23 protein-coding genes, 2 tRNA genes and 3 pseudogenes are annotated in these 22,977 nt (G+C 74.6%); 14 read left to right on the plus strand and 14 right to left on the minus strand.

Translation table 11 applies throughout. The annotated features are described in order from the left end of the window. The 4 genes from Sdia_RS29360 to galU (Sdia_RS29375) form a co-directional block, all read right to left on the minus strand. Positions 1–601 (minus strand): MogA/MoaB family molybdenum cofactor biosynthesis protein (locus Sdia_RS29360; RefSeq protein ID WP_191835381.1); only part of this gene is annotated, 601 nt, incomplete at its 3' end. After that, positions 598–1,125, minus strand: coding sequence for a cyclic pyranopterin monophosphate synthase MoaC (gene moaC / locus Sdia_RS29365; RefSeq protein WP_100456894.1), 528 nt, complete (start codon positions 1,123–1,125; stop codon positions 598–600). The genes moaC (Sdia_RS29365) and Sdia_RS29360, both read right to left, overlap by 4 nt. 82 nt (positions 1,126–1,207) lie before the next feature. Beyond that, positions 1,208–2,623 (minus strand): molybdotransferase-like divisome protein Glp, encoded by a 1,416-nt coding sequence (glp, locus tag Sdia_RS29370; RefSeq protein WP_115067832.1) that lies wholly within the window; start codon positions 2,621–2,623, stop codon positions 1,208–1,210. A gap of 4 nt (positions 2,624–2,627) precedes the next feature. After that, the gene (gene galU / locus Sdia_RS29375) at positions 2,628–3,530 is read right to left on the minus strand and encodes a UTP--glucose-1-phosphate uridylyltransferase GalU (RefSeq protein WP_189500108.1); all 903 of its coding nucleotides are present in this window, start codon (positions 3,528–3,530) and stop codon (positions 2,628–2,630) included. Between the two features lie 89 nt (positions 3,531–3,619). On the opposite strand from galU (Sdia_RS29375), the gene Sdia_RS29380 reads away from it, so the two are divergent. Continuing rightward, positions 3,620–4,231, plus strand: coding sequence for a 5-formyltetrahydrofolate cyclo-ligase (locus tag Sdia_RS29380; protein WP_100456898.1), 612 nt, complete (start codon positions 3,620–3,622; stop codon positions 4,229–4,231). An 80-nt stretch (positions 4,232–4,311) separates the two neighbouring features. On the opposite strand, the pseudogene Sdia_RS29385 reads toward Sdia_RS29380, so the two are convergent. Next, positions 4,312–4,761 (minus strand): annotated as a pseudogene (locus tag Sdia_RS29385) (penicillin acylase family protein); the annotation flags it as partial. 86 nt (positions 4,762–4,847) lie between these two features. Here Sdia_RS29385 and Sdia_RS29390 point away from each other — a divergent pair. Then, positions 4,848–5,189 (plus strand): penicillin acylase family protein, encoded by a 342-nt coding sequence (locus Sdia_RS29390; RefSeq protein ID WP_262417786.1) that lies wholly within the window; start codon positions 4,848–4,850, stop codon positions 5,187–5,189. Between the two features lie 80 nt (positions 5,190–5,269). Here the strand turns inward: Sdia_RS29390 and Sdia_RS29395 are convergent, their stop codons facing one another. Continuing rightward, positions 5,270–5,881 (minus strand): 5-formyltetrahydrofolate cyclo-ligase, encoded by a 612-nt coding sequence (locus Sdia_RS29395; RefSeq protein ID WP_100456898.1) that lies wholly within the window; start codon positions 5,879–5,881, stop codon positions 5,270–5,272. 89 nt (positions 5,882–5,970) lie between these two features. Here Sdia_RS29395 and galU (Sdia_RS29400) point away from each other — a divergent pair, with 89 nt between their 5' ends. The 9 genes and pseudogenes from galU (Sdia_RS29400) to Sdia_RS29445 all read left to right on the plus strand — a co-directional run bounded on the left by galU (Sdia_RS29400) (position 5,971) and on the right by Sdia_RS29445 (position 14,344). After that, a complete protein-coding gene (galU, locus tag Sdia_RS29400) occupies positions 5,971–6,873 on the plus strand; it encodes a UTP--glucose-1-phosphate uridylyltransferase GalU (protein WP_189500108.1) in 903 nt (300 codons plus the stop codon). Between the two features lie 4 nt (positions 6,874–6,877). Continuing rightward, the gene (gene glp / locus Sdia_RS29405) at positions 6,878–8,293 is read left to right on the plus strand and encodes a molybdotransferase-like divisome protein Glp (protein WP_115067832.1); all 1,416 of its coding nucleotides are present in this window, start codon (positions 6,878–6,880) and stop codon (positions 8,291–8,293) included. 82 nt (positions 8,294–8,375) lie between these two features. Then, positions 8,376–8,903: a cyclic pyranopterin monophosphate synthase MoaC gene (gene moaC / locus Sdia_RS29410; RefSeq protein WP_100456894.1), complete on the plus strand. Its 528-nt coding sequence runs from the start codon at positions 8,376–8,378 to the stop codon at positions 8,901–8,903. Next, positions 8,900–9,421, plus strand: coding sequence for a MogA/MoaB family molybdenum cofactor biosynthesis protein (locus Sdia_RS29415; protein ID WP_100456893.1), 522 nt, complete (start codon positions 8,900–8,902; stop codon positions 9,419–9,421). Before moaC (Sdia_RS29410) ends, Sdia_RS29415 begins: the two co-directional genes overlap by 4 nt. Before the next feature lie 17 nt (positions 9,422–9,438). Continuing rightward, a complete protein-coding gene (locus Sdia_RS29420; protein WP_100456892.1) occupies positions 9,439–10,041 on the plus strand; it encodes a GNAT family N-acetyltransferase in 603 nt (200 codons plus the stop codon). A gap of 222 nt (positions 10,042–10,263) precedes the next feature. Next, positions 10,264–11,397, plus strand: coding sequence for a divisome protein SepX/GlpR (sepX, locus tag Sdia_RS29425; protein WP_100456891.1), 1,134 nt, complete (start codon positions 10,264–10,266; stop codon positions 11,395–11,397). 71 nt (positions 11,398–11,468) lie between these two features. Beyond that, positions 11,469–11,542: transfer RNA gene (locus Sdia_RS29430), tRNA-Ala, on the plus strand. 428 nt (positions 11,543–11,970) lie between these two features. Next, positions 11,971–12,980 (plus strand): annotated as a pseudogene (locus Sdia_RS29435) (alpha/beta hydrolase); the annotation flags it as partial. Between the two features lie 560 nt (positions 12,981–13,540). After that, positions 13,541–14,344 carry an alpha/beta fold hydrolase gene (locus Sdia_RS29445; protein WP_100456992.1) on the plus strand — a complete coding sequence of 268 codons (804 nt, stop codon included), beginning with the start codon at positions 13,541–13,543 and terminating at the stop codon, positions 14,342–14,344. 30 nt (positions 14,345–14,374) lie between these two features. Here the strand turns inward: Sdia_RS29445 and Sdia_RS29450 are convergent, their stop codons facing one another. Continuing rightward, the gene (locus Sdia_RS29450; RefSeq protein ID WP_229830869.1) at positions 14,375–14,746 is read right to left on the minus strand and encodes a hypothetical protein; all 372 of its coding nucleotides are present in this window, start codon (positions 14,744–14,746) and stop codon (positions 14,375–14,377) included. A 47-nt stretch (positions 14,747–14,793) separates the two neighbouring features. Further along, on the minus strand, positions 14,794–15,327 hold the full coding sequence (locus Sdia_RS29455) for a GNAT family N-acetyltransferase (protein ID WP_100456889.1): 534 nt from the start codon (positions 15,325–15,327) through the stop codon (positions 14,794–14,796). A gap of 62 nt (positions 15,328–15,389) precedes the next feature. Between Sdia_RS29455 and Sdia_RS29460 the strand changes: the two genes are divergently transcribed. After that, a complete protein-coding gene (locus Sdia_RS29460; protein ID WP_100456887.1) occupies positions 15,390–16,184 on the plus strand; it encodes an exodeoxyribonuclease III in 795 nt (264 codons plus the stop codon). A 281-nt stretch (positions 16,185–16,465) separates the two neighbouring features. Here Sdia_RS29460 and Sdia_RS29465 read toward each other — a convergent pair whose 3' ends face one another. Continuing rightward, positions 16,466–17,260 (minus strand): exodeoxyribonuclease III, encoded by a 795-nt coding sequence (locus Sdia_RS29465; RefSeq protein ID WP_100456887.1) that lies wholly within the window; start codon positions 17,258–17,260, stop codon positions 16,466–16,468. A gap of 62 nt (positions 17,261–17,322) precedes the next feature. Between Sdia_RS29465 and Sdia_RS29470 the strand changes: the two genes are divergently transcribed. Next, positions 17,323–17,856 carry a GNAT family N-acetyltransferase gene (locus tag Sdia_RS29470; RefSeq protein ID WP_100456889.1) on the plus strand — a complete coding sequence of 178 codons (534 nt, stop codon included), beginning with the start codon at positions 17,323–17,325 and terminating at the stop codon, positions 17,854–17,856. A 47-nt stretch (positions 17,857–17,903) separates the two neighbouring features. Further along, complete coding sequence (locus Sdia_RS29475; protein ID WP_229830869.1) at positions 17,904–18,275, plus strand: hypothetical protein; 372 nt, start codon at positions 17,904–17,906, stop codon at positions 18,273–18,275. A gap of 30 nt (positions 18,276–18,305) precedes the next feature. Here Sdia_RS29475 and Sdia_RS29480 read toward each other — a convergent pair whose 3' ends face one another. From Sdia_RS29480 to Sdia_RS29505, 5 genes and pseudogenes are all read right to left on the minus strand, one after another. Further along, the gene (locus Sdia_RS29480) at positions 18,306–19,109 is read right to left on the minus strand and encodes an alpha/beta fold hydrolase (RefSeq protein ID WP_100456992.1); all 804 of its coding nucleotides are present in this window, start codon (positions 19,107–19,109) and stop codon (positions 18,306–18,308) included. 560 nt (positions 19,110–19,669) lie between these two features. After that, positions 19,670–20,679: pseudogene (locus Sdia_RS29490) on the minus strand (alpha/beta hydrolase); the annotation flags it as partial. 428 nt (positions 20,680–21,107) lie between these two features. Continuing rightward, positions 21,108–21,181 (minus strand) — tRNA-Ala (locus Sdia_RS29495). 71 nt (positions 21,182–21,252) lie between these two features. After that, positions 21,253–22,386, minus strand: a complete 1,134-nt coding sequence (gene sepX / locus Sdia_RS29500; protein ID WP_100456891.1) for a divisome protein SepX/GlpR — start codon at positions 22,384–22,386, stop codon at positions 21,253–21,255. Between the two features lie 223 nt (positions 22,387–22,609). Next, a partial coding sequence (locus Sdia_RS29505) for a GNAT family N-acetyltransferase (protein WP_191835382.1) occupies positions 22,610–22,977 on the minus strand: 368 nt, incomplete at its 5' end.

Raw genomic sequence — 22,977 nt, forward strand, 5'->3', positions numbered from 1 at the left:
GCCAGGCCCGCTGGTCGCGCCTGCGGATCGGCCGGAGCAGCACGTCGCCCTCGCGCAGTTCCACCGGCCAGTACCGCGGGTTCAGCGGCGCTCCCCGGGGCGGGCGGGCCGGCGGGGTGGTCGCCGCCCCGGATCTGGTCCACGGCGTGCGGCAGGAGGCGGCCCAGCACGGCGAGGCCGTCGCGGACGCCACCGGTGGAGCCGGGAAGATTGACGATGAGGGTGCGTCCGGCGAGCCCGGCGAGGCCCCGGGAGAGGCGGCGGTCGGCACCTCGGGCAGGCCCTCGGCCCGGATGGCCTCGGCGATGCCGGGGATCTCGCGGTCCAGCAGGGGACGGGTCGCCTCGGGCGTGCGGTCGGTGGGGCTCAGCCCCGTACCGCCGGTGGTGACGACCACGTCGTAGCCCTCGGTGACCGCGGCGCTCAGGGCCTCGGCGACCGGGTCGCCGTCGGGGACGACGCGCGGGCCCTCGACGGCGAAGCCGAGGCCGGTGAGGGCCTCGGTGATGAGCGGCCCGCCGCGGTCCTCGTAGACCCCGGCGGCGGCGCGGTTGGAGGCGGTGACGACGAGGGCGCGAGGCGTCGACGGCGCGGCGCTCACGCGACGGTTCCCTCGGTGCGCCGCCAGGTGCCGGACTTGCCGCCGGTCTTCTCCTCGACGCGGACGTCGGTGATGACGGCGCCCTTGTCGACGGCCTTGACCATGTCGACCACGGTGAGGGCGGCGACGGTGACGGCGGTGAGCGCCTCCATCTCGACGCCGGTGCGGTCGGTGGTCTTCACGGTGGCGAGGATCTCCACCGCCTCCTCGGTGACGGCGAGGTCGACCTTGACGCCGGAGACGGCCAGCGGGTGGCAGAGCGGGACGAGGTCGGGGGTGCGCTTGGCGCCCATGATGCCCGCGAGACGGGCGGTGGCGAGGGCGTCGCCCTTGGGGACGCCCTCGCCACGCAGGAGTTCCACCACGCGGGGCGAGACGAGGACCCGGCCGCTCGCGCGGGCGGTGCGGGCGGTGACGTCCTTCGCGGAGACGTCGACCATGCGGGCCGCCCCGGCCTCGTCGAGGTGGGTGAGCCGGCCCTGCTCAGGGGGGCGGGGGGTGTCCCCCGGTGTAAACGCTGTCATGTGCTGTGCGACTCCCGGTCCGCGGCCCACCGCGCCCATGTCGGCCTGTGTGGGCGACCACCGTACCCGCACCGGGGTCCGGTCAGCCGAGCAGGACGACCTCGACCTCGCTGCCCCACGCCGCCCCGGTCGCCGCCTCGGGAAGGACGATGAGGGCGTCGGCGTGGGCGAGGGCGCCGATGAGGTGGGAGCCGGCGCCGCCGACGGGCCGCACCTCGGGCCGCTCACCACCGGTGTACGTACCGCGCAGGAACTGCCGCTTCCCCTCCGGCGAGGTGAGCTGCTCGGCCTCCTCGCCGGCGCCGTGCGGCGGCAGCAGGGTGGCGCGGACGGTGGGCCGGTGCAGCTCCTGCAACCCCATCATGGCGCGGATGGCGGGCCGGACGAAGAGTTCGAAACTGACGTACGAGGAGACCGGGTTGCCCGGGAGGGTCAGGATCGGGGTGCGGTCGGGGCCGATGGTGCCGAAGCCCTGCGGCTTGCCCGGCTGCATGGCGAGGGTGCGGAAGTCCACGTGGGCCCCGTGGAAGGCCCGCTCTTCCTCCTCGCCGTCCTCTCCCTCGCCCGGCTCGGCCCGCGCCTCCTCGGGCTCGGCTTCCCCGGCGACGGCGGTGAGTGCCTCCTTGACCACGTCGTACGCGCCGACGCTGACGCCACCGGTGGTGACGAGCAGGTCGGCGCGGATGAGCTGGTCCTCGATGGTGGCGCGGAGGGTCTCGGCGTCGTCGGTGACGGCGCCGACGCGGTAGGCGATGGCGCCCGCGTCCCTGGCAGCGGCGGCCAGCGCGAAGCTGTTGGAGTCGTAGATCTGACCGGCGGCCAGCTCCTCGCCCGGCTGGGCCAGTTCGCTGCCGGTGGACAGGACGACGACGCGCGGGCGCGGGCGGACCCGGGCGGCGGGGCGGCCGATCGCGGAGAGCAGCGCGATCTGCGGCGGGCCGAGGACCGTCCCGGCCTCCAGCGCGACGTCCCCGGCGCAGACGTCGCCGCCGCGGGTCCGCACGTGGGCCTGCGGGGTGACGGCCCGGTGGACGCGGACCTGGCCACCGGAGCCCTCGGGGGAGGCGCTGTGCGGGGCCATGGCGCGGACGGGCCCGCCGCCGGTGCCGCCGTCGGTCCACTCGACGGGGACGACCGCGTCGGCGCCGGGGGGCATCGGCGCGCCCGTCATGATGCGGGCGGCCCGGCCGGGGCCGACCGTCAGCTCGGTGCCGCTGGAGCCGGCCGCCACGTCGCCGATGACGGTGAGGACGGCCGGGGAGGCGTCCGAGGCCTTCTCGGTGTCGGCGGCGCGGACCGCGTAACCGTCCATGGAGCTGTTGTCGAAGGGGGGCAGCGCGACCGGGACGGTGACCTGCTCGACGAGGACGCAGCCCTGGGCGTCGAGCAGGTTCAGCTCGATGGGTTCCAGGGGCTGGACCGCGGTGAGGATGTCGTCGAGGTGCTCGGCCACCGACCAGGTGCGCGCGCCGGTGGCCTGCTCAGTCGTGCTGCTCAAGGTGCTACATCTCCTCGGTGACGTAACTGCGGAGCCAGGCCCGGAAGTCGGGGCCCAGGTCTTCACGTTCGCACGCCAGTCTGACAATGGCGCGCAGGTAGTCGCCCCGGTCGCCGGTGTCGTAGCGGCGGCCCTTGAAGACCACTCCGTGCACGGGACCGCCGACCTTCTCGTCCTCGGCGAGCTTCTGCAGGGCGTCGGTGAGCTGGATCTCGCCGCCCCGGCCGGGCGAGGTCTCCCGCAGTATGCCGAAGATGGCGGGGTCCAGGACGTACCGGCCGATGATGGCGTAGTTGCTGGGCGCCTCGGCCGGGTCGGGCTTCTCGACCAGGTCGGTGACGCGGACGACGTCGTCCTCGCCGGTCGCCTCGACGGCGGCGCAGCCGTAGAGGTGGATCTGCTCGGGGGCGACCTCCAGCAGGGCGATGACGCTGCCGCCCTCGCGCTCCTGGACCTCGACCATGCGGGCGAGCAGCGGGTCCCGGGGGTCGATCAGGTCGTCGCCGAGGAGGACGGCGAAGGGCTCGTCCCCGACGTGCGGAGCGGCGCACAGCACGGCGTGACCGAGGCCGCGCGGGTCGCCCTGGCGGACGTAGTGCATGGTGGCGAGGTCGCTGGACTCCTGGACGCGGGCGAGGCGGGCCTCGTCACCCTTGCGGCTGAGGGCCTGCTCCAGTTCGTAGTTGCGGTCGAAGTGGTCCTCCAGCGGCCGCTTGTTGCGCCCTGTGACCATGAGGACGTCGGAGAGCCCGGCGGCGACGGCCTCCTCGACGACGTACTGGATGGCCGGCTTGTCGACGACAGGAAGCATTTCCTTCGGCGTGGCCTTGGTGGCGGGCAGGAAGCGTGTCCCGAGGCCGGCGGCGGGGACGACCGCTTTGCTGATCCTGGCGTTCGACTCAGTCATGCCGCTCACCATAACCGCTGTTCGTGCCGGAAATCTGTTGATCCGACAAAATAACCCGAATATATGCCGATTGATGAGGTTTGGTACCGATGAGTGGCACCGATGATGCCAAGCGAAGGTTGCGGCGGGAACTACTCGCCGTGAGGTCGCGGTTGACTGGAGAGGACGCCCGGGAGACGGCCGCGGTTCTGGCCCGGCACGCCCTGCTGCTGCCCGAGCTGGCCGGCGCCGGGACGGTCGCGGCGTACGTCTCGGTCGGCGGGGAGCCCGGTACCCGGGCCCTGCTGGAGGAGCTGCGCGCACGCGGCACCCGGGTGCTGCTGCCCGTGCTGCTCCCCGACGACGACCTCGACTGGGCGGTGTACGAGGGCCCGGACTCGCTGGCCGAGGTGGGACGGGCCGGCCGGCTGACGCTGCGCGAGCCCTCGGGCCCCCGGCTCGGCCCCGAGGCGGTGACCGGGGTGGACGCCGTCCTGCTGCCGGGCCTGGCGGCGGACCGCGCCGGGCGGCGGCTGGGCCGGGGCGGCGGCAGTTACGACCGGGTGCTGGCGCGGCTGGCCGCGGCCGGGGCCGATCCGGCGCTGCTGGTCCTGCTCCACGACCACGAGCTGCTGGCCGAGGTGCCGGCCGAGCCGCACGACCGGCCGGTGCACGTGGTGCTCACCCCCTCCGGCCCGCACCGCGTACGCGGTCGCGGCTGACGGCCCCGCACGCACGCGCGGCCCCCGCGACCGGCGGTCGGTCGCGGGGGCCGCGCGTGCGTGCCGTGGGCCTGCCCGGATCAGGGCTTGAGGACCAGGGTCTCCTGGGTGGCCTTCTTGACGGCCTTGTCGGTGAACGCCCAGGGCAGCAGTTCGCCCTTGACCCACTTCTCCGTCTGGTCGGTGTAGTGGGGGCTGTAGACGTGTCCGGAGGCGCCGGTGAGGTTGATCCACTCGGACTTGTCGAGGTCGCCGAGGTTGACCACCATCCGCATGGACGGCACCCAGACGACCTCGTAGCCGCCGGCCGCGTTCCACCCGGTGGCGTTGACGGTGGCCTCGCCGCCGCCGAGGTCCCACGGGCCGCGGTTGAGGATCTTCTGGACCAGGCCGGGCCCGCTGGTGCCGAGGGTCTGGTTCTTCAGGGTCAGCTGGTGCAGCCGGCCCCAGCTCCAGGAGTCCATGTCCTTGCCGAGCTTGGCGGTCAGCTCCCAGCGGGCGTCCTCCATGGCCCGCTCGAAGAGCTGGTCATGGAGGACGCCCGCTGGGAGCTGACCGCCAAGCTCGGCAAAGGACATGGACTCCTGGAGCTGGGGCCCGGCTGCACCAGCTGACCCTGAAGAACCAGACCCTCGGCACAGGGGCCCGGCCTGGTCCAGAAGATCCTCAACCGCGGCCCGGTGGGACCTCGGCGCGGCGAGGCCACCGTCAACGCCACCGGGTGGAACGCGGCGGCGCGCTACGAGGTCGTCTGGGTGCCGTCCATGCGGATGGTGGTCACCTCGGCGACCTCGACAAGTCCGAGTGGATCAACCTCACCGGCGCCTCCGGACACGTCTACAGCCCCCACTACACCGACCAGACGGAGAAGTGGGTCAAGGGCGAACTGCTGCCCTGGGCGTTCACCGACAAGGCCGTCAAGAAGGCCACCCAGGAGACCCTGGTCCTCAAGCCCTGATCCGGGCAGGCCCACGGCACGCACGCGCGGCCCCCGCGACCGACCGCCGGTCGCGGGGGCCGCGCGTGCGTGCGGGGCCGTCAGCCGCGACCGCGTACGCGGTGCGGGCCGGAGGGGGTGAGCACCACGTGCACCGGCCGGTCGTGCGGCTCGGCCGGCACCTCGGCCAGCAGCTCGTGGTCGTGGAGCAGGACCAGCAGCGCCGGATCGGCCCCGGCCGCGGCCAGCCGCGCCAGCACCCGGTCGTAACTGCCGCCGCCCCGGCCCAGCCGCCGCCCGGCGCGGTCCGCCGCCAGGCCCGGCAGCAGGACGGCGTCCACCCCGGTCACCGCCTCGGGGCCGAGCCGGGGGCCCGAGGGCTCGCGCAGCGTCAGCCGGCCGGCCCGTCCCACCTCGGCCAGCGAGTCCGGGCCCTCGTACACCGCCCAGTCGAGGTCGTCGTCGGGGAGCAGCACGGGCAGCAGCACCCGGGTGCCGCGTGCGCGCAGCTCCTCCAGCAGGGCCCGGGTACCGGGCTCCCCGCCGACCGAGACGTACGCCGCGACCGTCCCGGCGCCGGCCAGCTCGGGCAGCAGCAGGGCGTGCCGGGCCAGAACCGCGGCCGTCTCCCGGGCGTCCTCTCCAGTCAACCGCGACCTCACGGCGAGTAGTTCCCGCCGCAACCTTCGCTTGGCATCATCGGTGCCACTCATCGGTACCAAACCTCATCAATCGGCATATATTCGGGTTATTTTGTCGGATCAACAGATTTCCGGCACGAACAGCGGTTATGGTGAGCGGCATGACTGAGTCGAACGCCAGGATCAGCAAAGCGGTCGTCCCCGCCGCCGGCCTCGGGACACGCTTCCTGCCCGCCACCAAGGCCACGCCGAAGGAAATGCTTCCTGTCGTCGACAAGCCGGCCATCCAGTACGTCGTCGAGGAGGCCGTCGCCGCCGGGCTCTCCGACGTCCTCATGGTCACAGGGCGCAACAAGCGGCCGCTGGAGGACCACTTCGACCGCAACTACGAACTGGAGCAGGCCCTCAGCCGCAAGGGTGACGAGGCCCGCCTCGCCCGCGTCCAGGAGTCCAGCGACCTCGCCACCATGCACTACGTCCGCCAGGGCGACCCGCGCGGCCTCGGTCACGCCGTGCTGTGCGCCGCTCCGCACGTCGGGGACGAGCCCTTCGCCGTCCTCCTCGGCGACGACCTGATCGACCCCCGGGACCCGCTGCTCGCCCGCATGGTCGAGGTCCAGGAGCGCGAGGGCGGCAGCGTCATCGCCCTGCTGGAGGTCGCCCCCGAGCAGATCCACCTCTACGGCTGCGCCGCCGTCGAGGCGACCGGCGAGGACGACGTCGTCCGCGTCACCGACCTGGTCGAGAAGCCCGACCCGGCCGAGGCGCCCAGCAACTACGCCATCATCGGCCGGTACGTCCTGGACCCCGCCATCTTCGGCATACTGCGGGAGACCTCGCCCGGCCGGGGCGGCGAGATCCAGCTCACCGACGCCCTGCAGAAGCTCGCCGAGGACGAGAAGGTCGGCGGTCCCGTGCACGGAGTGGTCTTCAAGGGCCGCCGCTACGACACCGGCGACCGGGGCGACTACCTGCGCGCCATTGTCAGACTGGCGTGCGAACGTGAAGACCTGGGCCCCGACTTCCGGGCCTGGCTCCGCAGTTACGTCACCGAGGAGATGTAGCACCTTGAGCAGCACGACTGAGCAGGCCACCGGCGCGCGCACCTGGTCGGTGGCCGAGCACCTCGACGACATCCTCACCGCGGTCCAGCCCCTGGAACCCATCGAGCTGAACCTGCTCGACGCCCAGGGCTGCGTCCTCGTCGAGCAGGTCACCGTCCCGGTCGCGCTGCCCCCCTTCGACAACAGCTCCATGGACGGTTACGCGGTCCGCGCCGCCGACACCGAGAAGGCCTCGGACGCCTCCCCGGCCGTCCTCACCGTCATCGGCGACGTGGCGGCCGGCTCCAGCGGCACCGAGCTGACGGTCGGCCCCGGCCGGGCCGCCCGCATCATGACGGGCGCGCCGATGCCCCCCGGCGCCGACGCGGTCGTCCCCGTCGAGTGGACCGACGGCGGCACCGGCGGCGGGCCCGTCCGCGCCATGGCCCCGCACAGCGCCTCCCCCGAGGGCTCCGGTGGCCAGGTCCGCGTCCACCGGGCCGTCACCCCGCAGGCCCACGTGCGGACCCGCGGCGGCGACGTCTGCGCCGGGGACGTCGCGCTGGAGGCCGGGACGGTCCTCGGCCCGCCGCAGATCGCGCTGCTCTCCGCGATCGGCCGCCCCGCCGCCCGGGTCCGCCCGCGCCCGCGCGTCGTCGTCCTGTCCACCGGCAGCGAACTGGCCCAGCCGGGCGAGGAGCTGGCCGCCGGTCAGATCTACGACTCCAACAGCTTCGCGCTGGCCGCCGCTGCCAGGGACGCGGGCGCCATCGCCTACCGCGTCGGCGCCGTCACCGACGACGCCGAGACCCTCCGCGCCACCATCGAGGACCAGCTCATCCGCGCCGACCTGCTCGTCACCACCGGTGGCGTCAGCGTCGGCGCGTACGACGTGGTCAAGGAGGCACTCACCGCCGTCGCCGGGGAAGCCGAGCCCGAGGAGGCGCGGGCCGAGCCGGGCGAGGGAGAGGACGGCGAGGAGGAAGAGCGGGCCTTCCACGGGGCCCACGTGGACTTCCGCACCCTCGCCATGCAGCCGGGCAAGCCGCAGGGCTTCGGCACCATCGGCCCCGACCGCACCCCGATCCTGACCCTCCCGGGCAACCCGGTCTCCTCGTACGTCAGTTTCGAACTCTTCGTCCGGCCCGCCATCCGCGCCATGATGGGGTTGCAGGAGCTGCACCGGCCCACCGTCCGCGCCACCCTGCTGCCGCCGCACGGCGCCGGCGAGGAGGCCGAGCAGCTCACCTCGCCGGAGGGGAAGCGGCAGTTCCTGCGCGGTACGTACACCGGTGGTGAGCGGCCCGAGGTGCGGCCCGTCGGCGGCGCCGGCTCCCACCTCATCGGCGCCCTCGCCCACGCCGACGCCCTCATCGTCCTTCCCGAGGCGGCGACCGGGGCGGCGTGGGGCAGCGAGGTCGAGGTCGTCCTGCTCGGCTGACCGGACCCCGGTGCGGGTACGGTGGTCGCCCACACAGGCCGACATGGGCGCGGTGGGCCGCGGACCGGGAGTCGCACAGCACATGACAGCGTTTACACCGGGGGACACCCCCCGCCCCCCTGAGCAGGGCCGGCTCACCCACCTCGACGAGGCCGGGGCGGCCCGCATGGTCGACGTCTCCGCGAAGGACGTCACCGCCCGCACCGCCCGCGCGAGCGGCCGGGTCCTCGTCTCGCCCCGCGTGGTGGAACTCCTGCGTGGCGAGGGCGTCCCCAAGGGCGACGCCCTCGCCACCGCCCGTCTCGCGGGCATCATGGGCGCCAAGCGCACCCCCGACCTCGTCCCGCTCTGCCACCCGCTGGCCGTCTCCGGCGTCAAGGTCGACCTCGCCGTCACCGAGGAGGCGGTGGAGATCCTCGCCACCGTGAAGACCACCGACCGCACCGGCGTCGAGATGGAGGCGCTCACCGCCGTCACCGTCGCCGCCCTCACCGTGGTCGACATGGTCAAGGCCGTCGACAAGGGCGCCGTCATCACCGACGTCCGCGTCGAGGAGAAGACCGGCGGCAAGTCCGGCACCTGGCGGCGCACCGAGGGAACCGTCGCGTGAGCGCCGCGCCGTCGACGCCTCGCGCCCTCGTCGTCACCGCCTCCAACCGCGCCGCCGCCGGGGTCTACGAGGACCGCGGCGGGCCGCTCATCACCGAGGCCCTCACCGGCCTCGGCTTCGCCGTCGAGGGCCCGCGCGTCGTCCCCGACGGCGACCCGGTCGCCGAGGCCCTGAGCGCCGCGGTCACCGAGGGCTACGACGTGGTCGTCACCACCGGCGGTACGGGGCTGAGCCCCACCGACCGCACGCCCGAGGCGACCCGTCCCCTGCTGGACCGCGAGATCCCCGGCATCGCCGAGGCCATCCGGGCCGAGGGCCTGCCCGAGGTGCCGACCGCCGCCCTCTCCCGGGGCCTCGCCGGGCTCGCCGGACGCACCCTCATCGTCAATCTTCCCGGCTCCACCGGTGGCGTCCGCGACGGCCTCGCCGTGCTGGGCCGCCTCCTGCCGCACGCCGTGGACCAGATCCGGGGCGGCGACCACCCCGCCGGCCCGCCCGCCCCGGGGAGCGCCCGCTGAACCCGCGGTACTGGCCGGTGGAACTGCGCGAGGGCGACGTGCTGCTCCGGCCGATCCGCAGGCGCGACCAGCGGGCCTGGCGCGAGATCAACCGCCGCAACCGCGACTGGCTGCGCCCCTGGGAAGCCACCATCCCGCCGCCCACCCCCTTCGGCCCCGTCATCCACCGCCCGACCTACCGTCAGATGGTCCGCCATCTGCACAAGGAGGCCGGGGCGGGCCGCATGATGCCCTTCGTCATCGAGTACCGGGGCCGCCTCGTCGGTCAGCTGACCGTCGCCGGGATCACCTGGGGTTCGATGTGCTCCGCCCACATCGGCTACTGGGTGGACCAGGACGTCGCCGGGCGCGGCGTGATGCCGACCGCCGTCGCAGCCGCCGTCGACCACTGCTTCCGGGGCGTCGGACTGCACCGGATCGAGGTCTGCATCCGCCCCGAGAACGGGCCGAGCCGCCGTGTCGTCGAGAAACTCGGATTCCGCGAGGAAGGGCTGCGCCCCCGCTATCTGCATATCGACGGAGCCTGGCGCGACCACCTGGTATTCGCACTCACGGCGGAGGAAGTACCCGACGGTGTCCTGCGCCGCTGGCGCCGCGCCCGGCCCCACCCCACGGCCTGAGGCGGGAACCACCGCTCCGCCGCGAAATCCGCACACCACAACCGTGATCACGGAAATACGAATAAGCGTTCGAATTCTTTAGGGTTCGATCACCCGATTGTCGCGGAGTGCGATCGTCCGATCACATCTGTAGGAAAAAACTCTGGAGATATCAGCCAGATCGTGCGACACACCGGTTCAATTGGCGGATGGCCCCGACGAAACCCCTCTACCGTGTGAGTCGTGAGCAGCAGCGGCCTCATTTACGCAGTCATCGTGGGGGCCTGGGCCGCCTACTTGGTGCCCATGTGGCTCCGTCGGCAGGACGAGTTGAACGAAGCCCGTCCGACGGAACGCTTCAGCACCGCCATCCGGCTCCTGTCCGGACGCGCGGGGATGGAGCGGCGCTACGCCAAGGGTGCCGCCCAGGCCCGCGCCGCCGGCACCGGCGAGCCCTCCGGCGAGGGCGACCCGGCCGACGGCGCGACCCGCGCCCCGGACGCCGGGACCGGATCGGTCGACGTCCGGTCCTTCGCCATGCCCCCGGTACGTGAGGAGCCCGCGCCGCCGCGCCGCACCGCGCCCCGGCCCGGGCAGCCTCCCCGGCAGGAGCGGCCCGCGCCGCAGCAGGTCCCCGCCCACCGCCCGGCCGATCCCGGCGCCACCGCGCGCGCCCGGCGCTCCAAGGTCCTCGCGCGCCGCCGCCGCACCACGATGCTCCTCTTCGTCGCCTTCACCCTCGGCGCGGTCGCCGCCGCCGTGGGCGGCCTCGCCCTCCTGTGGGCCCCCGCGATCCCCGCGATCCTCCTCAGCGCCTACATCGCCTACCTGCGCCGCCAGGAGCGCCGCCGCTTCGTCTACGCGATGGACCGCCGTCAGGCCGAGGTCGCCGCCCAGCACGTACGCGAGCGCGGCCGCCGCCGTGACCACCCCACCGAGCAGATCGAGGAGGCCGAGGAGCCCGCCCCGGCCCCCGACCCCGAGCGCACCGCGCTCGCCGCCGACCGCAGAGCACTGGTCGAGCAGACCGACCACGCCGAGTGGGTCGACCAGCAGCGCGCCCGCCGCCTGCCGGCCGACGGGGACAGCTGGGACCCCGTCCCCGTCCCCCTCCCCACCTACGTCACGGCCCCCGTCGCCCCCCGCGCCACCCCGCCGGTCGACCTCGGCGCCCCCGACACCTGGAGCTCCGCCCGTTCCAGCGCCGCCCCGGACACCGGCGGCGGCGAGGCCCCCGCGGGGGACGCCCCCGAGGAGCCCGCGGAGGCCGCCCCGGCCCGACGTGCCGCCTCCGCCCGCCGCTCCCGCGAACGAGGCCGCACCCCCCTCTTCGACCAGTACGACGAAGGCGACCGCCCCCGCGCGGCCAACGAATGAGCCCCACCCCGGCCACCAGCACCGGATTACCGACCACCCCGATCGGGGTGCTAAAGTTTCACCCGTTGCAAGGGCCTGTGGCGCAGTCCGGTAGCGCACCTCGTTCGCATCGAGGGGGTCAGGGGTTCGAATCCCCTCAGGTCCACGCAAGTAAGAGCCCCTCCCGGGGTCACCCTGGGAGGGGCTTTCTGCTGTGCCGGTTTCCGCGCCGGCTCGCCCCATGGCTCAGGGAGCGGGGCGCCGAGGTTCTCGGTGCCGCCGCTGTCGGGGACCTGGGGCGTAGGGCCGTTCGGCAACGACGCGGCGGGGGACTTCTGCGGCGAGTCGGGGGCGTGGCCGAGAGGGAACGCCGCGAGGCCGTGCGTACCGCCTTCCTCCAGGTGCTCGACGGCGCCGAGGCGGAGGTCGACGCGTCCGAGACGCAGCGGGCGGTGGCCGCGGCCCTGCCTCGTCGCCGTGCAGTGCTCGGGCGGCGAGCCGGCCGGCCCCGTCCGCGGACCCGGGACGCCCCTGCCGGATCCGACCGGTCTGCGCGAGCTCGCCGGCCGCGCTCTGGAACGGATCCTCACGGAGCCCTCCTGGGCGCACACCCCCGGGGGACGTCGTCCGCGAGGCGGACCGCGCCCGGCAGGTCGCCGAGCGGTGCGCCGCCTCCCCCTCGGCGCCGCTCCTGCCGCACATCGGCACCGCCGACGTCGCCCGCGACATGGACCGGATCAGGGCGGCCCTCGGCGAGGAGCGGGTGTCCTACCTCGGTGCCTCCTGCGGCACGCAGCTCGGCACCGCGTACGCCTCGCTCTTCCCCGGACGCGGCGACCGGATCGTGCTCGACAGCAACCTGGGCCCCGGCGGGTACGACCACCGGGCCATGCGGCTGTCCGCCCGCGGGCTGGAGGACCGCTTCCCGGACTTCGCGGCGTACGTCGCAGCCCGCCCCGAGTACGGGCTCGGCACCACGCCGCGGCAGGTGCGCGCGACCTGCCAGGAGCTGGCCCGGCGGCTGGAGCGGGAGCCGGTCCAGGGCCGGGACGAAACGGCCTTCCGGGGCATCACCTACGACTGGCTCTACGCCGACGCCGACATGCCGGAGCTGGCAGAGATCCGGCAGGCGCTCGACACCGGCGGGCCGGTACCGGAACAGCCGCCCTTCCCCGGCCTGGAGGCGCTCAGGTCCGCGCGGTTCGCCGTGATCTGCGGCGACTCCCCGTGGCCGCGCACCATCCGGGAGTACCAGCGTGACGTGCGGGCCGACAGCGGGCGGTACCCCCTGCTCGGCGGCGCCACGGCCGACATCGGGCCCTGCGCCTTCCGGCCGCGTTCCTGGGTCGAGAAGCCCGTGCGCGTCGACGACCAGGGCCCCTCCAACCTCCTCCTCGTCCAGAACGAGCGGGACCCGGGCACCCCGCTCGCCGGGGCGAAGGCGCTGCGGCGGGCGTTCGGTGACCGGGCCGGGCTGGTCACCGTCGACCGGGGCGGCCACGGGGTCTACCCCTTCGGCGCCGACCCTTGCGCCGACGACGTACCTGACCACCGGGCAACGGCCCGCGCGGGACCTCGCCTGCGCGGCCGAACCGGACGCGTGAGGAGAGGGAGCGGCCTGTTCGGGGAGAGGCGGCGGCGCCGGGCCGAGCCGGCGACGGGCGGGCCCTGGAGCGGTTCCGCTGGTGGCGGGTGCCGTTCCGGGCCTTGTTCCACCTGCGGCTCACCGAGGCCGGGTGCACGGTGGCCGTGTACTCCGCCGGCGTGCGGCACGGGCAGCACCAGCCGTCGGGCGAGGCCACGGCCGGCCTGTACCGCGAGGCAGGCCGGCTGTCGGCGGCCGGCCGCCCTCCCCGTCCCCGGGCGGGTTCGTGGAGGTGGCGATGAGCGGCTTCGGGCTGGAGCGCGCCGGAACGTGACCCTCGACGGGACCGAGCACCAGCTCACCCTGACCCCGCCTCCGCCGAGAGCCCGGTCCGACCGGCACCACCGGGCGCCTTCGCCCCGCCGGTGCGGCTGCCCCGGTGGGGGAGAGGCGGCGGTGGCCGTGGCGACCCTCGCGGCCGGTACCGAGCGCATCCTGCGCCCGCGCCGCAACCGGCTGCCCGACCGAGCCGCCGCACAGCGCGTGTCCGGCCGGGGCCCGCTCATCTACGCTGCCCGCATGGGGACTTACGAGGTCGACGGGGTGCGGCTGGCATACGAGGAGTGGGGGCCGGAGGGCGGGACGCCGGTGGTGCTGGTGCACGGGCACCCCTTCGACCGGAGCCTGTGGCGGGCGCAGGCCCGGCGGCTGGCCGGGGCCGGGTGCCGGGTGGTGCTGCCGGATCTGCGGGGGTACGGGGAGAGCCAGGTGGTGCCGGGGCGCACACCGTTCCCGGTGTTCGCCGGGGACGTGGTCGCCCTACTCGACCACCTGGGCATCGCGGACGCCGTGGTCGGCGGGGTCTCCATGGGCGGCCAGATCACCATGGAGATCCGCCGGCTGCACCCGGAGCGGGTGCGGGCACTGGTGCTGGCCGGCACCTCCTACCCGGCCGAGACCGAGGAAGGCCGGGTGGGCCGGCTCGCGCTGGCCGAGCGGCTGCTCGCGGAGGGGATGGGCGGGTACGCGGACGAGGTGATCGGCAGGATGCTCGCGCCGTACAACGTCGAGGCGAAGCCGGACGCGGCCGCGCACGTGCTCCGCATGATGCGCGGCACCGACCCGGAGGGCGCCGCAGCGGCCCTGCGCGGCCGCGCGGAGCGAGCGGACTACGAGGCGACGCTGTCGGCCGTGACCGAGCCCGTGCTGGTCGTGGTCGGCGCCGACGACTCCTTCACCACGGTCGCGGACGCCGAGGCGATCCGCCGGCTGGTCCCCCACGCCACCCTCACGGTGATCGACGGTGCCGGGCACCTGCCGCACCTGGAGCAGCCCGAGGAGACGGGGGAGGCCCTCGTGGAGTTCGTCACCGGAGTGGACTGAGCCGGCCGCACCGGCCCGAGCGGGCGGGGCTCACGCCGGCGGGCCCTCGGCGGGCTCGTCGATCCAGCGGAAGCTCGCGCGGCTGTCGTCGTCCTCCACATGCAGCAGGAAGTCGGCGACGGGAACGCCCTCGGGCGTGTGGAGCGCCAGGGTCCGGTTCAGCTCCGACCAGCACGCGTCGAACGCCTCCCACTCCTCGGTCTCGCTCAGGTCGGCGAGACGGACGAAGAGGGGGCGGTGCTCCTCGTAGGGGGCCAGGGGCCGGAAGGCGGCGGTCAGCCAGGGGAAGTCCGAGCCGTCGACGTGCAGGTCGGCGACGTGCCGGGGCGGGGTGGCGCGGGTGTGCAGGCGCCACAGCCCGGGGGCGTCGCCGGCCGGTCGCGGCGATGCGGTGTCCGGCATGACCGGTCGTCCTCCGGATGCGGGTGCGGATGCGGGTGGGGGTGCGGTCAGGCGGTGACGGCGGTCGGCTCGGGGCGGGCCGCCGCGGCGGCGGGGTTCAGCGGCTTGGCGTAGCAGCGGCTCAGCTCGTCGAAGCGGTACAGGCCGAACTTGGCGCACGGGGCGTAGCCACTGGAGGCGTACAGGTTGATCGCCTCGGGCTGCTTCGTGCCGGTCTCCAGGACCATGCGGGTGCGCCCGGCGGCCCGCGCGTCCTCCTCCAGCGCCGCGAGGATGCGCCGGGCCAGGCCGTGGCCCCGGGCCTCGCGGATGACGAACATGCGCTTCAGCTCGGCGTCGCCGTCGGAGTACGCCTCGTCGTTGGCGTCCTGGGGGCGCCAGCCGCCGGAGGCCACCGGGCGGCCCCGTCCGTCGTAGGCGAGCAGGTACAGCCCGTGCGGCGGGACGAACATGCCCGGGTCGAGCCAGGTGGCGTCGCCGTCGTCGCCGTACCGCTCGGCGTATTCGAGCTGGACCTCGTCGTTGAGCTGGACGGCGTCGGGGTGGTCGAAGGCGACCGGGCGCAGGGAATGCATGTTCATGCGGATCAGGGTACTTCTATGCGGAGGCGGGGTGCCGGGGCGAACCTCGGTAGGGTGCCGGGATGCTCACCGTCACCACTGTGAATGTAAACGGCCTGCGGGCCGCGGCCAAGAAGGGCTACGTCGAGTGGCTCGCCGCCACGGACGCCGACGTCGTCTGCCTCCAGGAGGTGCGCGCCGAGGAGTCCCAGCTCCCGGAGGCCGTGCGGGCTCCCGAGGGCTGGCACGTCGTGTACGCGCCCGCCGCGGCCAAGGGCAGGGCCGGAGTGGCGTTGCTCACGCGGCGCGAGCCGGAGCGGGTGCGGGTCGGCTTCGGCAGCGAGGAGTTCGACGGAAGCGGGCGGTACGTCGAGGCGGACCTGCCCGGGGTCACCGTGGCCAGCCTCTACCTTCCCTCCGGTGAGGTCGGCACCGAGCGGCAGGACGAGAAGGAGCGGTTCATGGCCGAGTTCCTGGAGTACCTCCGGGGGCTGCGGGCGCGGGCCGCCGCGGACGGCCGCGAGGTCGTGGTGTGCGGCGACTGGAACATCGCCCACCGGGAGGCCGACCTCAAGAACTGGCGCGCCAACCGCAAGTCCGCCGGCTTCCTCCCCGAGGAGCGGGCCTGGCTCGACCGGGTCTACGCGGAGGCCGGCTACACCGACGTGATGCGCGCGCTCCACCCGGACCAGGCCGGGCCCTACTCGTGGTGGTCCTACCGGGGCCGTGCCTTCGACAACGACTCGGGCTGGCGCATCGACCTGCACGTCGCCACCCCCGGTCTCGCGGCCCGCGCGGTCAAGGGGCTGGTGGAGCGGGCGGCGACGCACGAGGAGCGCTGGTCGGACCACGCGCCGGTGACGGTCGCCTACGAGTGAACCCCGCCGCGGGCGTGAACCCGCCCGGTGGCGTCCGGTGGCGGACCGCCTCCGCTACTCGCCCGGCCCGCCCCCGGCCGCCGCTCCGCTGCCGCCCGCTGGCCAAGAGCGTCCGCCCGCTGGCCAAGAGCGTGGTCGAGGCGGAGCTCTCCCTGGCGATGGACCGCCACCTCGCGGCCCTGCGGCAGCGGGAGGCGGCGGCCGGGGGGCGGGCCGGGCGAGTAGCGGATGGCGGTCCCGCCCACCGGACGCCACCGGGCGGGTTCACGCCCGCGGCGGGTTCACTCGTAGGCGACCGTCACCGGCGCGTGGTCCGACCAGCGCTCCTCGTGCGTCGCCGCCCGCTCCACCAGCCCCTTGACCGCGCGGGCCGCGAGACCGGGGGTGGCGACGTGCAGGTCGATGCGCCAGCCCGAGTCGTTGTCGAAGGCACGGCCCCGGTAGGACCACCACGAGTAGGGCCCGGCCTGGTCCGGGTGGAGCGCGCGCATCACGTCGGTGTAGCCGGCCTCCGCGTAGACCCGGTCGAGCCAGGCCCGCTCCTCGGGGAGGAAGCCGGCGGACTTGCGGTTGGCGCGCCAGTTCTTGAGGTCGGCCTCCCGGTGGGCGATGTTCCAGTCGCCGCACACCACGACCTCGCGGCCGTCCGCGGCGGCCCGCGCCCGCAGCCCCCGGAGGTACTCCAGGAACTCGGCCATGAACCGCTCCTTCTCGTCCTGCCGCTCGGTGCCGACCTCACCGGAGGGAAGGTAGAGGCTGGCCACGGTGACCCCGGGCAGGTCCGCCTCGACGTACCGCCCGCTTCCGTCGAACTCCTCGCTGCCGAAGCCGACCCGCACCCGCTCCGGCTCGCGCCGCGTGAGCAACGCCACTCCGGCCCTGCCCTTGGCCGCGGCGGGCGCGTACACGACGTGCCAGCCCTCGGGAGCCCGCACGGCCTCCGGGAGCTGGGACTCCTCGGCGCGCACCTCCTGGAGGCAGACGACGTCGGCGTCCGTGGCGGCGAGCCACTCGACGTAGCCCTTCTTGGCCGCGGCCCGCAGGCCGTTTACATTCACAGTGGTGACGGTGAGCATCCCGGCACCCTACCGAGGTTCGCCCCGGCACCCCGCCTCCGCATAGAAGTACCCTGATCCGCATGAACATGCATTCCCTGCGCCCGGTCGCCTTCGACCACCCCGACGCCGTCCAGCTCAACGACGAGGTCCAGCTCGAATACGCCGAGCGGTACGGCGACGACGGCGACGCCACCTGGCTCGACCCGGGCATGTTCGTCCCGCCGCACGGGCTGTACCTGCTCGCCTACGACGGACGGGGCCGCCCGGTGGCCTCCGGCGGCTGGCGCCCCCAGGACGCCAACGACGAGGCGTACTCCGACGGCGACGCCGAGCTGAAGCGCATGTTCGTCATCCGCGAGGCCCGGGGCCACGGCCTGGCCCGGCGCATCCTCGCGGCGCTGGAGGAGGACGCGCGGGCCGCCGGGCGCACCCGCATGGTCCTGGAGACCGGCACGAAGCAGCCCGAGGCGATCAACCTGTACGCCTCCAGTGGCTACGCCCCGTGCGCCAAGTTCGGCCTGTACCGCTTCGACGAGCTGAGCCGCTGCTACGCCAAGCCGCTGAACCCCGCCGCCGCGGCGGCCCGCCCCGAGCCGACCGCCGTCACCGCCTGACCGCACCCCCACCCGCATCCGCACCCGCATCCGGAGGACGACCGGTCATGCCGGACACCGCATCGCCGCGACCGGCCGGCGACGCCCCCGGGCTGTGGCGCCTGCACACCCGCGCCACCCCGCCCCGGCACGTCGCCGACCTGCACGTCGACGGCTCGGACTTCCCCTGGCTGACCGCCGCCTTCCGGCCCCTGGCCCCCTACGAGGAGCACCGCCCCCTCTTCGTCCGTCTCGCCGACCTGAGCGAGACCGAGGAGTGGGAGGCGTTCGACGCGTGCTGGTCGGAGCTGAACCGGACCCTGGCGCTCCACACGCCCGAGGGCGTTCCCGTCGCCGACTTCCTGCTGCATGTGGAGGACGACGACAGCCGCGCGAGCTTCCGCTGGATCGACGAGCCCGCCGAGGGCCCGCCGGCGTGAGCCCCGCCCGCTCGGGCCGGTGCGGCCGGCTCAGTCCACTCCGGTGACGAACTCCACGAGGGCCTCCCCCGTCTCCTCGGGCTGCTCCAGGTGCGGCAGGTGCCCGGCACCGTCGATCACCGTGAGGGTGGCGTGGGGGACCAGCCGGCGGATCGCCTCGGCGTCCGCGACCGTGGTGAAGGAGTCGTCGGCGCCGACCACGACCAGCACGGGCTCGGTCACGGCCGACAGCGTCGCCTCGTAGTCCGCTCGCTCCGCGCGGCCGCGCAGGGCCGCTGCGGCGCCCTCCGGGTCGGTGCCGCGCATCATGCGGAGCACGTGCGCGGCCGCGTCCGGCTTCGCCTCGACGTTGTACGGCGCGAGCATCCTGCCGATCACCTCGTCCGCGTACCCGCCCATCCCCTCCGCGAGCAGCCGCTCGGCCAGCGCGAGCCGGCCCACCCGGCCTTCCTCGGTCTCGGCCGGGTAGGAGGTGCCGGCCAGCACCAGTGCCCGCACCCGCTCCGGGTGCAGCCGGCGGATCTCCATGGTGATCTGGCCGCCCATGGAGACCCCGCCGACCACGGCGTCCGCGATGCCCAGGTGGTCGAGTAGGGCGACCACGTCCCCGGCGAACACCGGGAACGGTGTGCGCCCCGGCACCACCTGGCTCTCCCCGTACCCCCGCAGATCCGGCAGCACCACCCGGCACCCGGCCCCGGCCAGCCGCCGGGCCTGCGCCCGCCACAGGCTCCGGTCGAAGGGGTGCCCGTGCACCAGCACCACCGGCGTCCCGCCCTCCGGCCCCCACTCCTCGTATGCCAGCCGCACCCCGTCGACCTCGTAAGTCCCCATGCGGGCAGCGTAGATGAGCGGGCCCCGGCCGGACACGCGCTGTGCGGCGGCTCGGTCGGGCAGCCGGTTGCGGCGCGGGCGCAGGATGCGCTCGGTACCGGCCGCGAGGGTCGCCACGGCCACCGCCGCCTCTCCCCCACCGGGGCAGCCGCACCGGCGGGGCGAAGGCGCCCGGTGGTGCCGGTCGGACCGGGCTCTCGGCGGAGGCGGGGTCAGGGTGAGCTGGTGCTCGGTCCCGTCGAGGGTCACGTTCCGGCGCGCTCCAGCCCGAAGCCGCTCATCGCCACCTCCACGAACCCGCCCGGGGACGGGGAGGGCGGCCGGCCGCCGACAGCCGGCCTGCCTCGCGGTACAGGCCGGCCGTGGCCTCGCCCGACGGCTGGTGCTGCCCGTGCCGCACGCCGGCGGAGTACACGGCCACCGTGCACCCGGCCTCGGTGAGCCGCAGGTGGAACAAGGCCCGGAACGGCACCCGCCACCAGCGGAACCGCTCCAGGGCCCGCCCGTCGCCGGCTCGGCCCGGCGCCGCCGCCTCTCCCCGAACAGGCCGCTCCCTCTCCTCACGCGTCCGGTTCGGCCGCGCAGGCGAGGTCCCGCGCGGGCCGTTGCCCGGTGGTCAGGTACGTCGTCGGCGCAAGGGTCGGCGCCGAAGGGGTAGACCCCGTGGCCGCCCCGGTCGACGGTGACCAGCCCGGCCCGGTCACCGAACGCCCGCCGCAGCGCCTTCGCCCCGGCGAGCGGGGTGCCCGGGTCCCGCTCGTTCTGGACGAGGAGGAGGTTGGAGGGGCCCTGGTCGTCGACGCGCACGGGCTTCTCGACCCAGGAACGCGGCCGGAAGGCGCAGGGCCCGATGTCGGCCGTGGCGCCGCCGAGCAGGGGGTACCGCCCGCTGTCGGCCCGCACGTCACGCTGGTACTCCCGGATGGTGCGCGGCCACGGGGAGTCGCCGCAGATCACGGCGAACCGCGCGGACCTGAGCGCCTCCAGGCCGGGGAAGGGCGGCTGTTCCGGTACCGGCCCGCCGGTGTCGAGCGCCTGCCGGATCTCTGCCAGCTCCGGCATGTCGGCGTCGGCGTAGAGCCAGTCGTAGGTGATGCCCCGGAAGGCCGTTTCGTCCCGGCCCTGGACCGGCTCCCGCTCCAGCCGCCGGGCCAGCTCCTGGCAGGTCGCGCGCACCTGCCGCGGCGTGGTGCCGAGCCCGTACTCGGGGCGGGCTGCGACGTACGCCGCGAAGTCCGGGAAGCGGTCCTCCAGCCCGCGGGCGGACAGCCGCATGGCCCGGTGGTCGTACCCGCCGGGGCCCAGGTTGCTGTCGAGCACGATCCGGTCGCCGCGTCCGGGGAAGAGCGAGGCGTACGCGGTGCCGAGCTGCGTGCCGCAGGAGGCACCGAGGTAGGACACCCGCTCCTCGCCGAGGGCCGCCCTGATCCGGTCCATGTCGCGGGCGACGTCGGCGGTGCCGATGTGCGGCAGGAGCGGCGCCGAGGGGGAGGCGGCGCACCGCTCGGCGACCTGCCGGGCGCGGTCCGCCTCGCGGACGACGTCCCCCGGGGGTGTGCGCCCAGGAGGGCTCCGTGAGGATCCGTTCCAGAGCGCGGCCGGCGAGCTCGCGCAGACCGGTCGGATCCGGCAGGGGCGTCCCGGGTCCGCGGACGGGGCCGGCCGGCTCGCCGCCCGAGCACTGCACGGCGACGAGGCAGGGCCGCGGCCACCGCCCGCTGCGTCTCGGACGCGTCGACCTCCGCCTCGGCGCCGTCGAGCACCTGGAGGAAGGCGGTACGCACGGCCTCGCGGCGTTCCCTCTCGGCCACGCCCCCGACTCGCCGCAGAAGTCCCCCGCCGCGTCGTTGCCGAACGGCCCTACGCCCCAGGTCCCCGACAGCGGCGGCACCGAGAACCTCGGCGCCCCGCTCCCTGAGCCATGGGGCGAGCCGGCGCGGAAACCGGCACAGCAGAAAGCCCCTCCCAGGGTGACCCCGGGAGGGGCTCTTACTTGCGTGGACCTGAGGGGATTCGAACCCCTGACCCCCTCGATGCGAACGAGGTGCGCTACCGGACTGCGCCACAGGCCCTTGCAACGGGTGAAACTTTAGCACCCCGATCGGGGTGGTCGGTAATCCGGTGCTGGTGGCCGGGGTGGGGCTCATTCGTTGGCCGCGCGGGGGCGGTCGCCTTCGTCGTACTGGTCGAAGAGGGGGGTGCGGCCTCGTTCGCGGGAGCGGCGGGCGGAGGCGGCACGTCGGGCCGGGGCGGCCTCCGCGGGCTCCTCGGGGGCGTCCCCCGCGGGGGCCTCGCCGCCGCCGGTGTCCGGGGCGGCGCTGGAACGGGCGGAGCTCCAGGTGTCGGGGGCGCCGAGGTCGACCGGCGGGGTGGCGCGGGGGGCGACGGGGGCCGTGACGTAGGTGGGGAGGGGGACGGGGACGGGGTCCCAGCTGTCCCCGTCGGCCGGCAGGCGGCGGGCGCGCTGCTGGTCGACCCACTCGGCGTGGTCGGTCTGCTCGACCAGTGCTCTGCGGTCGGCGGCGAGCGCGGTGCGCTCGGGGTCGGGGGCCGGGGCGGGCTCCTCGGCCTCCTCGATCTGCTCGGTGGGGTGGTCACGGCGGCGGCCGCGCTCGCGTACGTGCTGGGCGGCGACCTCGGCCTGACGGCGGTCCATCGCGTAGACGAAGCGGCGGCGCTCCTGGCGGCGCAGGTAGGCGATGTAGGCGCTGAGGAGGATCGCGGGGATCGCGGGGGCCCACAGGAGGGCGAGGCCGCCCACGGCGGCGGCGACCGCGCCGAGGGTGAAGGCGACGAAGAGGAGCATCGTGGTGCGGCGGCGGCGCGCGAGGACCTTGGAGCGCCGGGCGCGCGCGGTGGCGCCGGGATCGGCCGGGCGGTGGGCGGGGACCTGCTGCGGCGCGGGCCGCTCCTGCCGGGGAGGCTGCCCGGGCCGGGGCGCGGTGCGGCGCGGCGGCGCGGGCTCCTCACGTACCGGGGGCATGGCGAAGGACCGGACGTCGACCGATCCGGTCCCGGCGTCCGGGGCGCGGGTCGCGCCGTCGGCCGGGTCGCCCTCGCCGGAGGGCTCGCCGGTGCCGGCGGCGCGGGCCTGGGCGGCACCCTTGGCGTAGCGCCGCTCCATCCCCGCGCGTCCGGACAGGAGCCGGATGGCGGTGCTGAAGCGTTCCGTCGGACGGGCTTCGTTCAACTCGTCCTGCCGACGGAGCCACATGGGCACCAAGTAGGCGGCCCAGGCCCCCACGATGACTGCGTAAATGAGGCCGCTGCTGCTCACGACTCACACGGTAGAGGGGTTTCGTCGGGGCCATCCGCCAATTGAACCGGTGTGTCGCACGATCTGGCTGATATCTCCAGAGTTTTTTCCTACAGATGTGATCGGACGATCGCAACTCCGCGACAATCGGGTGATCGAACCCTAAAGAATTCGAACGCTTATTCGTATTTCCGTGATCACGGTTGTGGTGTGCGGATTTCGCGGCGGAGCGGTGGTTCCCGCCTCAGGCCGTGGGGTGGGGCCGGGCGCGGCGCCAGCGGCGCAGGACACCGTCGGGTACTTCCTCCGCCGTGAGTGCGAATACCAGGTGGTCGCGCCAGGCTCCGTCGATATGCAGATAGCGGGGGCGCAGCCCTTCCTCGCGGAATCCGAGTTTCTCGACGACACGGCGGCTCGGCCCGTTCTCGGGGCGGATGCAGACCTCGATCCGGTGCAGTCCGACGCCCCGGAAGCAGTGGTCGACGGCGGCTGCGACGGCGGTCGGCATCACGCCGCGCCCGGCGACGTCCTGGTCCACCCAGTAGCCGATGTGGGCGGAGCACATCGAACCCCAGGTGATCCCGGCGACGGTCAGCTGACCGACGAGGCGGC

Source organism: Streptomyces diastaticus subsp. diastaticus (assembly GCF_011170125.1).
GTDB classification, from domain to species: Bacteria; Actinomycetota; Actinomycetes; order Streptomycetales; family Streptomycetaceae; genus Streptomyces; species Streptomyces diastaticus.

Excerpts from the sequence above, each read along its gene's own strand:
- moaC (WP_100456894.1), bottom strand. The coding sequence starts at position 1,125 with ATGACAGCGTTTACACCGGGGGACACCCCCCGCCCCCCTGAGCAGGGC.
- galU (WP_189500108.1), bottom strand. The coding sequence starts at position 3,530 with ATGACTGAGTCGAACGCCAGGATCAGCAAAGCGGTCGTCCCCGCCGCC.
- Sdia_RS29380 (WP_100456898.1), top strand. The coding sequence starts at position 3,620 with ATGAGTGGCACCGATGATGCCAAGCGAAGGTTGCGGCGGGAACTACTC.
- Sdia_RS29395 (WP_100456898.1), bottom strand. The coding sequence starts at position 5,881 with ATGAGTGGCACCGATGATGCCAAGCGAAGGTTGCGGCGGGAACTACTC.
- galU (WP_189500108.1), top strand. The coding sequence starts at position 5,971 with ATGACTGAGTCGAACGCCAGGATCAGCAAAGCGGTCGTCCCCGCCGCC.
- moaC (WP_100456894.1), top strand. The coding sequence starts at position 8,376 with ATGACAGCGTTTACACCGGGGGACACCCCCCGCCCCCCTGAGCAGGGC.
- Sdia_RS29445 (WP_100456992.1), top strand. The coding sequence starts at position 13,541 with ATGGGGACTTACGAGGTCGACGGGGTGCGGCTGGCATACGAGGAGTGG.
- Sdia_RS29450 (WP_229830869.1), bottom strand. The coding sequence starts at position 14,746 with ATGCCGGACACCGCATCGCCGCGACCGGCCGGCGACGCCCCCGGGCTG.
- Sdia_RS29455 (WP_100456889.1), bottom strand. The coding sequence starts at position 15,327 with ATGAACATGCATTCCCTGCGCCCGGTCGCCTTCGACCACCCCGACGCC.
- Sdia_RS29460 (WP_100456887.1), top strand. The coding sequence starts at position 15,390 with ATGCTCACCGTCACCACTGTGAATGTAAACGGCCTGCGGGCCGCGGCC.
- Sdia_RS29465 (WP_100456887.1), bottom strand. The coding sequence starts at position 17,260 with ATGCTCACCGTCACCACTGTGAATGTAAACGGCCTGCGGGCCGCGGCC.
- Sdia_RS29470 (WP_100456889.1), top strand. The coding sequence starts at position 17,323 with ATGAACATGCATTCCCTGCGCCCGGTCGCCTTCGACCACCCCGACGCC.
- Sdia_RS29475 (WP_229830869.1), top strand. The coding sequence starts at position 17,904 with ATGCCGGACACCGCATCGCCGCGACCGGCCGGCGACGCCCCCGGGCTG.
- Sdia_RS29480 (WP_100456992.1), bottom strand. The coding sequence starts at position 19,109 with ATGGGGACTTACGAGGTCGACGGGGTGCGGCTGGCATACGAGGAGTGG.